General features: G+C 70.7%; 9 protein-coding genes. 5 read left to right on the forward strand and 4 right to left on the reverse strand.

Annotation, left to right across the window (positions count from 1 at the left end; all coding sequences use genetic code 11):
• Positions 1-5: 5 nt before the first annotated feature.
• Positions 6-1,634, reverse strand: a complete 1,629-nt coding sequence (locus ACIQ5Y_RS22305; protein ID WP_403883002.1) for a glycoside hydrolase family 13 protein — start codon at positions 1,632-1,634, stop codon at positions 6-8.
• A 223-nt stretch (positions 1,635-1,857) separates the two neighbouring features.
• Between ACIQ5Y_RS22305 and ACIQ5Y_RS22310 the strand changes: the two genes are divergently transcribed.
• From ACIQ5Y_RS22310 to ACIQ5Y_RS22330, 5 genes are read left to right on the forward strand one after another with little or no spacing between them, the layout of a single operon-like run.
• Positions 1,858-3,132 carry an extracellular solute-binding protein gene (locus ACIQ5Y_RS22310; protein WP_403883005.1) on the forward strand — a complete coding sequence of 425 codons (1,275 nt, stop codon included), beginning with the start codon at positions 1,858-1,860 and terminating at the stop codon, positions 3,130-3,132.
• A 9-nt stretch (positions 3,133-3,141) separates the two neighbouring features.
• Positions 3,142-4,194: a carbohydrate ABC transporter permease gene (locus ACIQ5Y_RS22315; RefSeq protein WP_403883008.1), complete on the forward strand. Its 1,053-nt coding sequence runs from the start codon at positions 3,142-3,144 to the stop codon at positions 4,192-4,194.
• Complete coding sequence (locus tag ACIQ5Y_RS22320; RefSeq protein WP_403883011.1) at positions 4,191-5,051, forward strand: sugar ABC transporter permease; 861 nt, start codon at positions 4,191-4,193, stop codon at positions 5,049-5,051. The genes ACIQ5Y_RS22315 and ACIQ5Y_RS22320 overlap by 4 nt, the downstream gene beginning before the upstream one ends.
• A 47-nt stretch (positions 5,052-5,098) precedes the next feature.
• Positions 5,099-6,712, forward strand: a complete 1,614-nt coding sequence (locus ACIQ5Y_RS22325; protein ID WP_403883014.1) for a glycoside hydrolase family 13 protein — start codon at positions 5,099-5,101, stop codon at positions 6,710-6,712.
• Positions 6,700-7,722, forward strand: a complete 1,023-nt coding sequence (locus ACIQ5Y_RS22330) for a LacI family DNA-binding transcriptional regulator (RefSeq protein WP_403883016.1) — start codon at positions 6,700-6,702, stop codon at positions 7,720-7,722. The genes ACIQ5Y_RS22325 and ACIQ5Y_RS22330 overlap by 13 nt, the downstream gene beginning before the upstream one ends.
• 1,599 nt (positions 7,723-9,321) lie before the next feature.
• Here ACIQ5Y_RS22330 and ACIQ5Y_RS22335 read toward each other — a convergent pair.
• The 3 genes from ACIQ5Y_RS22335 to ACIQ5Y_RS22345 all read right to left on the reverse strand — a co-directional run bounded on the left by ACIQ5Y_RS22335 (position 9,322) and on the right by ACIQ5Y_RS22345 (position 14,105).
• Positions 9,322-11,244, reverse strand: coding sequence for a glycoside hydrolase family 15 protein (locus ACIQ5Y_RS22335; RefSeq protein WP_403883019.1), 1,923 nt, complete (start codon positions 11,242-11,244; stop codon positions 9,322-9,324).
• Between the two features lie 189 nt (positions 11,245-11,433).
• Entirely contained in the window at positions 11,434-13,338 is a 1,905-nt protein-coding gene (locus ACIQ5Y_RS22340) for a multicopper oxidase family protein (RefSeq protein ID WP_403883022.1), read from the reverse strand.
• Positions 13,339-13,601: 263 nt separating this feature from the next.
• Positions 13,602-14,105 carry a hypothetical protein gene (locus ACIQ5Y_RS22345; RefSeq protein WP_403883025.1) on the reverse strand — a complete coding sequence of 168 codons (504 nt, stop codon included), beginning with the start codon at positions 14,103-14,105 and terminating at the stop codon, positions 13,602-13,604.
• Positions 14,106-14,313 lie beyond the last annotated feature (208 nt).

A 14,313-nucleotide genomic window follows, 5' to 3' on the forward strand; every position in this document is an offset into this window, starting at 1 on the left:
CCACCTCACGAAGCCCACCACGTGCACGAATCCGTGGGAAGACGGACGGTGCGGCCGTCCGTCTCGACCGGGGCGCTGGAGAGCACGGGTCGGCCGGGCGCCGGCAGTTCGACGGGCTCCGGGCGGGTGTTGAGGGTGCACGCGAAGCCGGGCCGGGTGAAGAGGAGCACGCCCTCCGGTGCGGGGAGCCAGGTCAGCGGGCCGGCTTCCGGTGCGCCGAGGCCCGGCATGGCCCGGCGCAGTTCCAGGGCGGCGCGGTAGAGCTCCAGGGTGGAGTGCGGGTCGCCGGTCTGCGCGGCCACGCCGAGGTCGCCCCAGCCGTCGGGCTGCGGGAGCCAGGTGCCGCCGGGCCCGAAGCCGTACGGGGGCTCCGTGCCGGCCCAGGGCAACGGCACCCGGCAGCCGTCGCGCAGCCCGTCCTGCCCGGCCGTGCGCAGGAAGGCCGGGTCGCGGCGGGCCTCGTCCGGGAGGTCGGTGACCTCGGGGAGGCCGAGTTCCTCGCCCTGGTAGACGTACGCCGATCCCGGCAGGGCCAGCATCAGGAGGGCGGCGGCGCGGGCGCGGTCCAGGCTGCCGTAGCGGGTGCGGTGGCGTACGACGTCGTGGTTGGACAGCACCCAGGTGGTCGGGGCGCCGACCGAGCCGGTGGCGGCCAGGGACTCGTCGATGACGGTGCGCAGCTCGGCCGGGTCCCAGGGGCAGTTCAGGAACCGGAAGTTGAAGGCCTGGTGCAGCTCGTCGGGGCGGACGTACAGGGCGAGGCGCTCGGACGTGGGGGCCCAGGCCTCGGCGACACCGATGCGCCCGCCCTCGTAGGAGTCGAGGAGACGGCGCCAGGAGCGGTGGATCTCGTGGACCCCGTCCTGGTCGAAGAAGGGGAGCGGCTCGGTGCCGATGAGGGTGGCCTGGGCGCCCCGGCCGATGTCGGGCATGCCCGGGGCCTTGACCAGGCCGTGGGCGACGTCGACGCGGAAGCCGTCGATGCCGAGGTCGAGCCAGAAGCGCAGGACGGAGTCGAACTCCTCCGCGACCTCGGGGTGCTCCCAGTTCAGGTCGGGCTGCTCGGGGGCGAAGAGGTGCAGGTACCAGTCGCCGTCCGGGAGCCGGGTCCAGGCGGGGCCGCCGAAGACGGACTCCCAGTCGTTGGGCGGGAGCTCGCCGCAGGCCCCCCGGCCCGGGCGGAAGTGGTAGCGGGCGCGGGCGCCGTCCCCGGGCCGCGCGCGCAGGGCCTCCCGGAACCAGGGGTGCTCGGCGGAGGTGTGGTTCGGGACCACGTCGACGATCACCCGCAGCCCGAGCGCGTGCGCGGCCGCGATGAGGTCGTCGGCGTCGGCGAGGTCCCCGAAGAGCGGGTCGACGGCCCGGTAGTCGGCGACGTCGTAGCCGCCGTCCGCCTGCGGGGAGACGTAGAAGGGGGTCAGCCACACCGCGTCGACCCCCAGGCGGGCCAGGTGCGGGAGGCGCTCGCGGACCCCGCGCAGGTCCCCGACACCGTCCCCGTCGCTGTCCGCGAAGGAGCGCACGTAGACCTGGTAGATGACGGCATCGCGCCACCAGCCGCCGCTCGCGGCCGTACTCGCGGTCGCGTTGCTGGAAGCGCTTGCAAGCCGGGAGGCGGTCAGCTCATGGGTCATATCGGGGTCAACGCGAGTACACGCCCCGTGGTTGCGGGCCCGGACCCTCGAAGGTGACTCGAACTAACAGCAAGCTGCGGCAACCGTACGGACACACGGATGTAACGATCAGCTCGTCTTGCAGAAAATTGCCGCAAGCTCTTTCGGACGGCTTGCAGGCTTGTTACGTTCCCTGCAACTCGGGACCGCACGGGCGCGGCCGGGATCCATCGAAGGAGTTCATATGCGGCGTGGCATAGCGGCCACCGCGCTGGTCGCGACCCTGGCGCTCGCGGCGACGGCTTGCGGCGGTGACACCAAGGGCGACGGTGGCGAGACCAAGTCCGGCGGCGAGCTGTCCGGCACGGTCACCTGGTGGGACACGTCGAACGACGCCGAGAAGGCCAGCTTCCAGAAGATCGCCGAGGCGTTCACCGCGAAGCACCCGAAGGTCACCGTCAAGTACGTCAACGTCCCCTACGGCGACGCGCAGAACAAGGTCAAGAACGCCTTCAGCAGCGGTTCCGACGCCCCCGACGTGATCCGCGCCGACGTCGGCTGGGTCGCCGACTTCGCCTCCCTCGGCTACCTCGACGAGGTCCCGGCCGACACCGCGAAGAAGGTCGACGCCGAGTTCCTGAAGCAGGCCGCGGCCAGCGGCAAGTTCGAGGGCAAGACCTACGCCGTGCCGCAGGTCATCGACACCCTCGGCCTCTTCTACAACAAGAAGATGCTCGCCGACGCCGGCGTCCAGCCCCCCACCACCCTGGAGGAGCTGAAGACCGCCGCCGCCGCGATCAAGGGCAAGACCGGCAAGGCCGGCCTCTACCTGCGCGGCGACGACTCCTACTGGTTCCTCCCGCTGATCTACGGCGAGGGCGGCGACCTCGTCGACGCCAAGAACAAGACCGTCACGGTCGACAACGCGGCGGGCGTCAAGGCCTTCAAGACCGCCCGCGACCTCGTCACCTCGGGCGCGGCGGTCACCAACGCCACCGACGGCTGGACGAACATGCAGACCGCCTTCAAGTCCGGGGAGGTGGCGATGATGATCAACGGTCCGTGGGCCGTCGCCGACACCTACGCGGGCGACCAGTTCAAGGACAAGGCCAACCTCGGCGTCGCCCCCGTCCCGGCCGGCTCCGCCAAGGCCGGCGCCCCGCAGGGCGGCCACGACCTCGCCGTCTACGCCGGTTCCAAGAACCGCGAGGCCGCGCACGCCTTCGTCGAGTACATGACCTCGCAGGACGTGCAGGTGCAGTCCGCCAAGGAGCTCAGCCTGCTCCCCACCCGCACCGCCGCCTACGACCAGCCGGACGTGAAGGGCAGCGAGATGGTCGCCTTCTTCAAGCCGGCCGTCGACAAGGCCGTCGAGCGCGCCTGGATCCCGGAGAACGGCTCCCTCTTCGAGCCGCTGAAGGTCGAATACACCAAGGCGATCACCGGGGCTTCGAGCCCGGAGGACGCGGCCAAGGCGGCCGGAGTCGAGTTCCGCAAGATCCTCAAGGGTTGGAAGTAGTAGATACAGATGGCTGCTCACACCAGCCAGTCGGTGGCGAAGGCCGCGGGCGACGAGATCGGGAACACCGATGTCGCCCGCGGCCGGAGCCGCAGGACTGAGCGCAGCGCCGACGGCAGGACCGGCGGCAGGAACGCGGGTGGACTGAGGCGCGCCCTCGCCACCCACTGGTACGCCTGGGCCATGGTCGCCCCGGTGGTGCTCGTCCTCGGCGTGATCATCGGCTGGCCGCTGGTCAAGGGCGTCTACCTGTCGCTGACCAACGCCACCGAACGCAACGTCTCCCGCACCATCGGCGTCCGGCACATCGAGGCCACGTACGAGTTCGTCGGCCTCGACAACTACACGGCCGTCCTCAGTGACCCCGTGTTCCTCCAGCGGCTGGTGTGGACGGTGCTGTGGACCGTCGGCTGCGTGTCGATCACCTTCACGATCGGCCTGGTGCTGGCCAACATGCTCAACCGGGAGTTCCGGGGCCGCGCCGCCTACCGGATGGCGCTCATCCTGCCCTGGGCCGTCCCCGGATTCGTCTCCGTCTTCGCCTGGCGGTTCCTCTTCAACCGTGACAACGGCATCCTCAACAAGGTCCTCGACGGCGGCGGCATCGCCGCGATCCCGTGGCTCGACGACCCGACCTGGGCCAAGTTCTCGGTCATCGCCGTCAACGTCTGGCTCGGCGTCCCCTTCATGATGGTCGCCCTCCTCGGCGGAATGCAGTCCATCCCCGGCGAGCTCTACGAAGCCGCCGAGATGGACGGGGCCACCGCCTGGCAGCGGTTCCGCCACATCACCCTGCCCGGACTGCGCGCCGTGAGCATGACGGTGATCCTGCTCTCCACCATCTGGACCTTCAACATGTTCCCGGTGATCTTCCTGCTCACCCGCGGCGGACCGGGCGACTCCACCGAGATCCTGGTGACCCAGGCCTTCCGCGAGGCCTTCATCACGAGCCCGCGCGACTTCGCCGTCTCCGCGACCTGGGGCGTCCTGATCCTCCTGCTGCTCATGATCTTCGCGCTGGTCTACCGGCGCTCGCTGCGCAAGCAGGGAGAGGTGTGGTGACCGTGACCACGAAGCCCGCCACCGTCCGGGGCCGGGGCCACCGGTCCCCGCTCGCCTCCGCCGGCCTGCACGCGACCCTCGTCGTCGCGTCCGTCATCGCCGTCTTCCCCGTGCTGTGGATCCTGCTGACCTCGCTCAAGCCGGCCAAGCACGCGATCACCACCGACTTCGTCAAGGAACCCACGCTCGCCAACTACCGGTACCTGCTGGAGTCGAGCCACTTCCTCAGCTGGTTCGCGAACTCCGTCCTGGTCGCCGGCGTCACCACCGTCCTCGGTGTGTTCATCGCCGCCACCACCGGATACGCGGTCAGCCGCTTCAAGTTCCCCGGCATGAAGCCCCTGATGTGGACCCTGCTCATCACGCAGATGTTCCCGATGGCGATCCTCATCGTGCCGCTCTACAACCTGATGGGCGACCTCGGGCTGCTCAACCAGCCCCTCGGGCTGATCATCACCTACCTCACCATCGCCGTGCCGTTCTGCGCCTGGATGATGAAGGGCTTCTTCGACTCCATCCCGGTCGAGATCGACGAATCCGGCCGCGTCGACGGACTCAACCCCTTCGGCACCTTCTGGCGGCTCATCCTGCCGCTCGCCAAGCCCGGCCTCGCCGTCACCGGCTTCTACGCCTTCATCACCGCCTGGGGCGAAGTCGCGTACGCCTCCGCCTTCATGGTCGGCGACGAGAACCTCACCCTGGCCGGCGGACTGCAGACCTTCGTCACGCAGTACACCTCCAACTGGGGCGCCATGAGCGCGGCCTCCGTGCTCATCGCCATCCCCGCAGCGATCTTCTTCGTCTTCGCCCAGCGTCACCTCGTCGCCGGAATGACGGCGGGCGCCACCAAGGGCTGACCACCCTGCCCGCCCCGTCGTTCCCGCCCGATCTCTTCAAGGACACCATGACCCAGCACCTCGCCGACGCACTCCCCACCTCCACCGGCACCCTGCCCGGCTGGTGGAGAGAAGCGGTGATCTACCAGGTCTATCCGCGCAGCTTCGCCGACTCCAACGGGGACGGCATGGGGGACCTCGAAGGCATCCGCAGCCGACTGCCCTACCTGAAGGAACTGGGCGTCGACGCCGTCTGGCTCAGCCCCTTCTACGCCTCCCCGCAGGCCGACGCCGGCTACGATGTCGCCGACTACCGGGCCATCGACCCCATGTTCGGCACCCTGCACGACGCCGACGCGGTGATCCGCGAAGCGCATGGGCTCGGCCTGCGGATCATCGTCGACCTCGTGCCCAACCACTGCTCCGACCAGCACGAATGGTTCAAGCAGGCCCTGAGGGAAGGGCCCGGCACGCCGCTGCGCGAACGCTTCCACTTCCGTCCGGGACGGGGGGCGGACGGCAGCGAACCCCCGAACGACTGGGAGTCCATCTTCGGCGGCCCGGCCTGGACGCGCGTCGTGGACGAGGACGGCACCCCCGGCGAGTGGTACCTGCACCTCTTCGCCCCCGAACAGCCCGACTTCAACTGGGAACACCCCGCGGTCCAGGACGAGTTCCGGTCCGTGCTGCGCTTCTGGCTCGATCTGGGGGTCGACGGCTTCCGCATCGACGTCGCCCACGGGCTGGTCAAGGCCCCCGGCCTGCCGGACCTCGGCCGCGGCGAGCAGCTCAAGCTGCTCGGCAACCAGGTGCTGCCCTTCTTCGACCAGGACGGCGTCCACGAGATCTACCGGTCGTGGCGCAAGGTGCTGGACGAGTACGCGGGCGACCGCATCGGCGTCGCCGAGGCCTGGACCCCCAGCGCCGACCGCACCGCCATGTACCTGCGCCCCGACGAGCTCCACCAGGCCTTCAACTTCCACTACCTGAACACCGACTGGGACGCCGAGGCGCTGCGCGCCACCATCGACGAGTCCCTTGACGCGATGCGCCCGGTCGGCGCCCCGACCACCTGGGTGCTGTCCAACCACGACGTGGTACGGCACCGGACGCGCTTCGGCAGCCTGGAGCGGGCGCGGGCCGCCGCGCTGCTGATGCTGGCCCTGCCGGGGTCCGCGTACGTCTACCAGGGCGAGGAGCTCGGCCTGCCGGAGGTCACCGACCTCCCGGACGAGGTGCGCCAGGACCCCTCCTTCTTCAAGGCCAACGGCCAGGACGGGCTGCGCGACGGCTGCCGCGTCCCGATGCCGTGGTCCGGCGACCAGGCCCCGTACGGCTTCGGCACCGGCGGCAGCTGGCTGCCCCAGCCCGCCGAGTGGGCCGGACTGAGCGTGGCCGCCCAGACCGGCGACCCGGACTCCACCCTGGAGCTGTACCGCGCGGCCCTGCGACTGCGGCGCGAGCGGCCGGAGCTGGGCGCGGGCGAGGGCGTGGAGTGGCTGGAGGCGCCCGAGGGCGTACTGGCCTTCCGCCGCGGGGACTTCGTGTGCACGGCCAACACCACGGGCGCGGACGCTTGCATCCCGGTGCGGCCGGGCGCCCGGGTCCTGCTCTCCAGCACCGAGGTGGCGCCGGACAGCGGCGTGCTGCCCGCCGACAGCACGGTGTGGTGGCAGGTGTGACCTCCCCGTCGGGCTCCCCACTGCGGCTGACGGACATCGCCTCGCAGGCCCGGGTCAGCGAGGCGACCGTCAGCCGTGTGCTCAACGGCAAGGCGGGCGTCGCGGCCGGCACCCGTCACAAGGTGCTGGCCGCGCTCGACCTGCTGGGCTACGAGCGGCCCGTACGGCTCAAGCGGCGCAGCAACGGCCTGGTGGGGCTCCTGATCCCCGAGCTGACGAACCCCATCTTCCCGGCGTTCGCGCAGGTCATCGAGCAGGCGCTGGCCGGGCACGGGTACACGCCGGTGCTGTGCACGCAGACCCCGGGCGGGGCGACGGAGGACGAGCTGGTCGAGCAGCTGGAGGAGCGGGGGGTCACGGGCATCGTGTTCCTGTCGGGCCTCCACGCCGACTCGACCGCCGATCCCTCCCGCTACCAGCGGCTGGCCGCCCGCGGAGTCCCCTTCGTCCTGATCAACGGCTTCAACGAAGCCGTCAACGCCCCCTTCATCTCCCCGGACGACCGGGCGGCCGCCGAGATGGCCGTACGACACCTGGAGGACCTGGGCCACCGGCGCATCGGCCTGGCGATAGGGCCCACGCGCTACGTCCCCTCGGCCCGTAAGGAGCAAGGGTTCCTGGCGGCCGTTCCGTCGGCCGCCGCCGAAGGCCTCGTCCAGCGGACGCTGTTCACGGTCGAGGGCGGTCACGCCGCGGGCATGGCCCTGCTGGAACGGGGCTGCACGGGCATCGTGTGCGGTAGCGACCCGATGGCCCTCGGCGTCATCCGCGCGGCCCGCGAACGGGGCCTGCGGGTGCCCGAGGACGTATCGGTGGTCGGCTTCGACGACTCCCCGCTGATCGCCTTCACGGACCCCCCACTGACCACGGTCCGCCAGCCGGTCCGCGCGATGGCCACGGCCGCGGTGGGCGCCCTCCTGGAAGCGGTGTCGGGCACCCCGGTCCAGCGCACGGAGTACGTCTTCCAGCCGGAGTTGGTCGTGCGGGGGTCTACGGGGCAGGCGCCGTAGGGCTCACGGGGGCGGGGGGAGCGAGGGGCGAGGGGCCGCCTGTACGAGCTCCCCGCGCGAGCCCGCCATCTCCCCCCTCGACCTCCGCCCCCGGGCCGGTGGTTGCCCACCCGCCCCCTCGGGTGCGGGTGGGGTGTGGCGGGCGCCGTCGCGGGAGGCTGGCTTTCGGTACGGGCCAGGCTCCGGACGGCGGTCGCGCACCCCGGGGCTGATGACCGGGCGGGGGTGGGGAGGCGGCGACCTGGCGGTGCCCCGGCCGGGCGGCAGTGAAAAGGGTTGGGGATTTCCCGTCAGTCCCATCGTCCTTCCGCGTCGGGCCGGCCTGTCAAGGGCGCTCCCTTCGGTCGCGTCGCTGCGCGATCGCCTACGGCGACCCTTGACAGACCGACCCGCCACGGAAAGACAAGGACTGCCGGGAAACCCCCAAAAGAACGGGCCGGGGAGAGATCCAAGGACGGGCCATCAGCCATGTCCGACCCGGTTGAGGTGGGGCCGGGCCTCCCCTCGGGCCCACCGGGCCACCGGCCAGGCCGGGCAGGCGGCCACCCTCCCCGAAACCCCGACCACAAGAGCCCCGGCGGAGGGATGGGCGCGTCAAATCGCTACGCGCTCCTCGACGACGGCGTCCGGCTCCCGTCTGGGGCTGGTGCCGCGTCAGATCGCCACGCGCTCCTCGACGACGGCGTCTGGCTCCCGTTCTGGGGCTGGTGCCGCGTCAGATCGCTACGCGCTCCTCCTTGACGGCGTCCACGGTCGATTGGGGCTGGTCATGGGCCGCCTACGATCGCTACGCGCTTCTCGACGACCGCGACCGACCCCCGTCCGGGGCTGATGGACCCGAATCCAGCTCGGAATAGCCGCCGTCCGGCTCCTTTCTCCCCTCGACGGCGGTCAGACGCGGTCATGGAAGAGGATTCGAGGGCTTGGGCGGCCTATGACCAACCCCTGACGACTGGTGGACGCCGTCAAGGAGGAGCGCGTGGCGATCTGGGGCGAGACCAGCCCCAGGCGGTCGTCGGACGCCGAGATATGAGGAGCGCGTAGCGATTTGACGCGCCCATCCTCCCGCCGAGGGGCTTGTGGTCGGGGTTTCGGGGAGGGTGGCCGCCTGCCCGGCCCTGAAGCCGAGGTGGAGGGCCCCGAGGCCGGGCCCGGCCCCTGCCGGAGCAGGGCAGGACATCTCCGACTGGGCCGCTTGTCGTTCTTCCGCCCGGCCCGTTCTTTTGGGGGTTTCCCGGCAGTCCTTGTCTTTCCGTGGCGGGACGGTCTGTCAAGGGTCGCCGAAGGCGATCGCGCAGCGACGCGACCGAAGGGAGCGCCCTTGACAGGCCGGCCCGACGCGGAAGGACGATGGGACTGACGGGAAATCCCCAACCCTTTTCACTGCCGCCCGGCCGGGGCACCGCCACACCCCGGCCCCCCCCCCGCGCCCAACGACCCCCGGCGCGGGTACCGCCCCAGCCCCCCGGCCCGGACGAACAACCCACCCTCCCGCGAGGACGCCCGCCACCGCCCCACCCGCACCCGAGGGGGCGGGTGGGCAGGTGCCGGCCCGGGGGCGGGGGCTGCGGGGGGAGAAGTCCCGCCCCGGAGAAGCCGTCAGCCGCCCGGCGCCTCCGTACCGCCGCCCGGGGGCTTCGGGGCGGGCCAGCCGCGCGGTCGGCCCTCCGGCCGGCCGTACGGTTTGGCTTCCGCCCCCGTGAGCTGCTCGTCCAGGGCCAGGGCGGCGGCGATCAGGGCGAGGTGGGTGAACGCCTGCGGGAAGTTGCCGAGTTGCTCGCCGGAAGGGCCGATCTCCTCGGCGAACAGGCCGACGTGGTTGGCGTAGGTGAGCATCTTGTCGAAGGCGTAGCGGGCCTGGTGCGGCTTCCCGGCGCGGGCGAGGGCCTCGACGTAGAGGAAGCTGCACAGGTTGAAGGTGCCCTCGGAGCCGCGCAGGCCGTCCGGGGACGCCGCCGGGTTGTAGCGGTAGACCAGGCTGTCGCTGACCAGTTCCTCGTCCATGGCGGCGAGGGTGCTCAGCCACTGCGGATCGTGCGGGGAGATGAACCCGACCCGGGGCATGAGCAGCAGGGACGCGTCCAGGACCGTGGTGTCGAAATGCTGGACGAAGGCCTGCCGCTCCTCGTTCCAGCCGCGCTCGACGATCTGCCGGTAGACGGCGTCGCGCGCCTCGCGCCAGCGGGCGAGGTCGGCGGGGCGGGAGTGCTGCAGGGCCAGCCGGATGCCGCGCTCGAAGGCGACCCAGGTCATCAGGCGGCTGTAGGTGAAGTTCTGACGGCCGCCACGGGTCTCCCAGATGCCCTCGTCGGGCCGGTCCCAGTGGTCGGCGAGCCAGTCCAGCACGTCCGCGAAGTCCTGCCAGCCCTTGATGGCCCCGAGGGCGGCCGAGGACTGGGCCAGCGCGTCGGCGGCCTCGCCGTAGATGTCCAGCTGGATCTGGTCGGCGGCGGCGTTCCCGGCGCGCACCGGTGCCGAGCCGCGGTAACCCTCCAGGTGGTCGAGGTTCTCCTCGGTCAGGTACGGATCTCCGTCGATCCGGTACATGATCTGCAGGGGCTCGCCCGAGGCGGTGCCGCCCGCCTTGAGGCGGTCGCGGATCCAGTGGCGGAAGGCGTTGGCCTCCTCGGTGAAGCCCAGGTCGTTCAGTGCCCTGACCGACAGGGAGCCGTCCCGGACCCAGGTGTACCGGTAGTCCCAGTTCCGCTCGCCGCCGATCTGTTCCGGCAGGCCCATGGTGGCGGCGGCGATCGGGGCTCCGGTCGGGGCGTAGGTGAGCAGCTTGAGGGTGATGGCGGAGCGGTAGACGATGTCCCGCCAGCGTCCGGCGTAGGTGCACGCCCGCAGCCACGTCTGCCAGAACGAGCGGCACGACTCCAGTTCGTCCGCGAGCGTCTGGACCGAGGGCGCCGGTCCGGCCGGTCCGCCGGCGGCCGTACTCGTCAGCACCACGCCGGAGGCCTCCCCGGCCCGCAGCGTGAACCGGGCCGTCACGTCCTCGCCGTCCGCCTCCAAGGTGATGCCTTCGGCGGCCTGGACGTGCAGGTCCGTGTCCGGCCCGTGGAACACCACCGTGCGGTCGTCGACCCGCTCCAGGGTGTGGGAGGCGCGCCCGTAGTCGAAGCGGGGGCGGCAGTTGAGGGTGAACGAGAGGCTGCCGCGCACTACGCGGGCGACCCGCACCATCTGGTGCCGGTCCGTCGCCTGCGGGGCGTGGACAGCGGGCATGAAATCGGCGACCTCCCCGACCCCGCCGGGGGCCATGTACCGGGTGACCAGCACCGCGGTGTCCGAGAGGTACAGCTGGCGGACCGTGGCGCCTTCGTCGTCCGCGACGTCCGCGGCCAGCCCGCAGTGCCCGCCGCGCTCGCTGTCGAGGAGCGAGGCGAAGATGCTGGGCGAGTCGAAGCGGGGGGTGCACCACCAGTCGACCTCGCCCCGGGAGGACACCAGCGCGGCAGTCTGCAGGTCCCCGATCAGGCCGTGGTCGGCGATCGGCGGGTAGCGGTTCGCGAGGTTCACGAGCCCTCCCTTCCTCCAGGGCGGTCGCGCAGGCCGTCCCGGGCCGTGCGGAACCGGTGCCCCGAGTGCGCGGAAGGCGGGACGCGCGGCTCGCTCCGACGCCGCACGTCCGTCCCACGATCACAGGGTGCCCTGCCTCCCCGCCCGCCGCACGCGGAACGTCCCGGCGGCGGGCGCGTTCCGGGTTCCTCAGTGGCCGCCGCCGGCGTCGGTCCTGGTGCCGGGGGCGACGATCGTCCACGGGCGCATCAGGTCGTCGTCCTCGTGTTCGAGGAGGTGGCAGTGGTGGACGTACGTGGCCGGGTACGCGGTCCCGCTGTCGGGAATGGACGCGATCGTTTCCGTGGGTGGCGTGAACTCACGGCTGATGATCCTGGTGACCGTTTCCGGGAAGGACTTGACCGTGTCCTTGTCGGAGTGGGCTTCGTCCGGTTCCGGAGGGATCGGCGGGCCGGTGAGGTACTTCTCCAGGACCGGAAGGTCCTCCGGCTTGCGGCCGCCGTCGATCCACTTCTCGTAGTCCGCCTGGTACGCGGCCGCGTCGATGGGCTGCCTGTTCAGCACCTGGAAGTTGACGAGGTGGACGTGCATCGGGTGGGCGTCGTGGTTGGGGTTGATGTACTCCCAGATCTCGGACGAGCCCGCCTCGATGAAGTCCGCGGACGGCTCCATGAACGGCACCGCGTTGAACGTCATCGTGCCGAAGAGCTTGTGCTGGTAGACGACCCACTGCCGGCGGCGGGTTTCCGGTTTCACCGCGATGGGCGTGACCGTCGGCAGTTTGAGGGCCTTGGGCGGCGTCGTCCCGTCCGCGCCCCCGGACGGCCGCTTGGCCACCTTGAACTGCATGATCTCCGAGATCTGCGGTCCGGTTCCCGGGACTCCGGGATAGTGGACCGGCGCGTGGTAGTTCGTCAGCGTGACATCGGTGCCGGGCACCTGGCTGAAGTCGACGATCAGGTCGTACCGTTCGGCCGGCCCGATGAGCAGGTTCACCATCTGCAGCGGAGGGCGGAAGCCGCCGTCGGTGCCGATCAGCCAGAACGGCAGCGACGGCTGGGTGGCCAGGCTCTCGGGTACGGCGAACCGCAGCCGCCAGAAGCGCTCGTTCGAGGCGTTGAGGAGGCGCAGGCGGTAGCGCCGCGGCTCGACGGCCAGGTAGGGGTACGCCTTCCCGTTGACGACGGGGGTGTCCTCTCCTTCCTGCAGGGTCATGGTGTAGGCGAGGGAGCCGTCCGGGTGGAAGGTCCGGTCCTGCAGGATCAGGGGGACCTCGTACTCGCCGCGCGGCAGGTTGAGCCGCTCGTCGGCGGGGTCGTTGATCATCCAGAGGCCGGCCAGGCCCGCGTAGACGTTGAGGCTCGTCATCCCCATGCCGTGGTCGTGGTACCAGAGCATGGACGAGCGTTCGTGGTTGGTGTAGGCGCAGATCGCTTCGTTGGGCTTGACCCGGCTCGGGTCCAGTGTGGTGTAGGCCTCGGCGTGGATGCCGTCGGGGCTGAACGAATGCAGTGGCATTCCGTCGGACTGCGGTGCGGTGAAACCGCCGTGCTGGTGCACGACGTTCCACACGTTGACGTTGTCGGGGAACGGCAGCATGGGTTGGTAGGGAGGCGGGGGCGTCGGGGTCAGCTGGGGGTCCCCGTTGCGAATGGCGTCGATCACGAACTGGAACAGGTGGGTCGTCGGCAGGTGATTCCGGTATTTGACGACCGTCGGCTGGTCCTTGTTCACACTGATGGTCGGCCCGAGGTAGCCCATGCCGATCGGCCTGCGGGGGCTGTGCGGGTTCGTGGCCCAGTAACCCCACACGTCCGCCGGGCCGAGATCGCGGTGGAACCGCCACGAGCCCGGCCGCATCGTGAGCTCGTAGTAGTCGGCTCCCGGATAGACGGACGGATCGGGGACGGCCGTCACCGGTGTGGGCAGCGGGTCGACGTACTTCTCCAGTGGCGGGGTCTTCGGGATGGGGGCGTCCCCGGCCCCCTTGCGATGGCCCTTGCGATGGCCATGGCTGCCGCCTTGATCCGTATCCGCCCGTGCTTGTGGACCACCGGGTGAGAGCGCGGCCGCACCCCCGAAGGCGCCGGCCATGAGGAAATTCCTTCGCCCAACCATCGTTTCCAGCCTTCCCACGACGTCCTGCGTGACGTTGCAGGGATACAGCTGGTTCCGGAGGCCTTGCCGCAGCACGCCCGTCAGGCCCGGGAAACCCACTCGATGAGCCCATCTGGGCAGGAATTCGGCAGGAACTGAAATCGAATCATCAGCTTCACCGGACCGGGAGGCCCTCACGCCCGGCCCTGCTGCCCTCGGGCCGATGCCCGCGCCGAAGGACGATCAGAGGCGTGAGCGGATCACGCCTTCTCGGCGCGGATCGAATAAGTGAGGGGGAATCGCGGTGCGCCTTCACGATGTCGGTAGACGTCGCCACCGTCGTGGCTCTCCAGCGACCGGCGCTGGAGGTAGAAGGTGTGGTCGTGCTCGTGGAGGAACTGGATCCGCAGGCCGGCGCCGGTGATCGCCGAGACAACGGTCGCCAGACTGTGGCGCCTCTCGACGGTCTCGTTGTGCTCCGTCGTAGCCGTCTCATCGGCGTAGGTGCCGGGGCCTCCCGAGGCTTCCGGACCTTCGTCGAAGTAGTCGTGCGTGACCGTGGTTCCGGTCTCGTCATCCAGGACGTGACTGAAGGGGTGGAACTCCGCGAGGTAGAGGCACCCGGCGGGTGCGACGAGTTCGGCGGCCACCGAGGCCCAGCGGTTGATGTCGGGAAGCCGGTTCAGGGCTCCGAAGCCGGCATGGACGATGTCGAACGCCTCTCCTTCGACGGCCGATACCGCGTCATAGACGCCGGCGGTCAAGAACCGTGCGTTGATGCCGAGTTCGACTGCGAGTCGTGAGGCCGCTCGGTCGCGGGCGGAGAGAAGTCCAGTCCGGTGACCCGCGCTCCTCGCGCCGCCCAGGACAGCGTGTCCCTGCCGAAGTGACACTGCAGGCCGCCTGCCCGGTCCGGGAGCGGGGCTTCGAGGGCCCGAGCCCACCCCCGCCGCACAGGACCGTGGGTCTGCG

Source organism: Streptomyces sp. NPDC096339 (genome assembly GCF_044762985.1).
GTDB lineage: Bacteria > Actinomycetota > Actinomycetes > Streptomycetales > Streptomycetaceae > Streptomyces.

Excerpts from the sequence above, each read along its gene's own strand:
- ACIQ5Y_RS22315 (WP_403883008.1), top strand. The coding sequence starts at position 3,142 with ATGGCTGCTCACACCAGCCAGTCGGTGGCGAAGGCCGCGGGCGACGAG.
- ACIQ5Y_RS22305 (WP_403883002.1), bottom strand. The coding sequence starts at position 1,634 with ATGACCCATGAGCTGACCGCCTCCCGGCTTGCAAGCGCTTCCAGCAAC.
- ACIQ5Y_RS22340 (WP_403883022.1), bottom strand. The coding sequence starts at position 13,338 with ATGGCCGGCGCCTTCGGGGGTGCGGCCGCGCTCTCACCCGGTGGTCCA.
- ACIQ5Y_RS22310 (WP_403883005.1), top strand. The coding sequence starts at position 1,858 with ATGCGGCGTGGCATAGCGGCCACCGCGCTGGTCGCGACCCTGGCGCTC.
- ACIQ5Y_RS22325 (WP_403883014.1), top strand. The coding sequence starts at position 5,099 with ATGACCCAGCACCTCGCCGACGCACTCCCCACCTCCACCGGCACCCTG.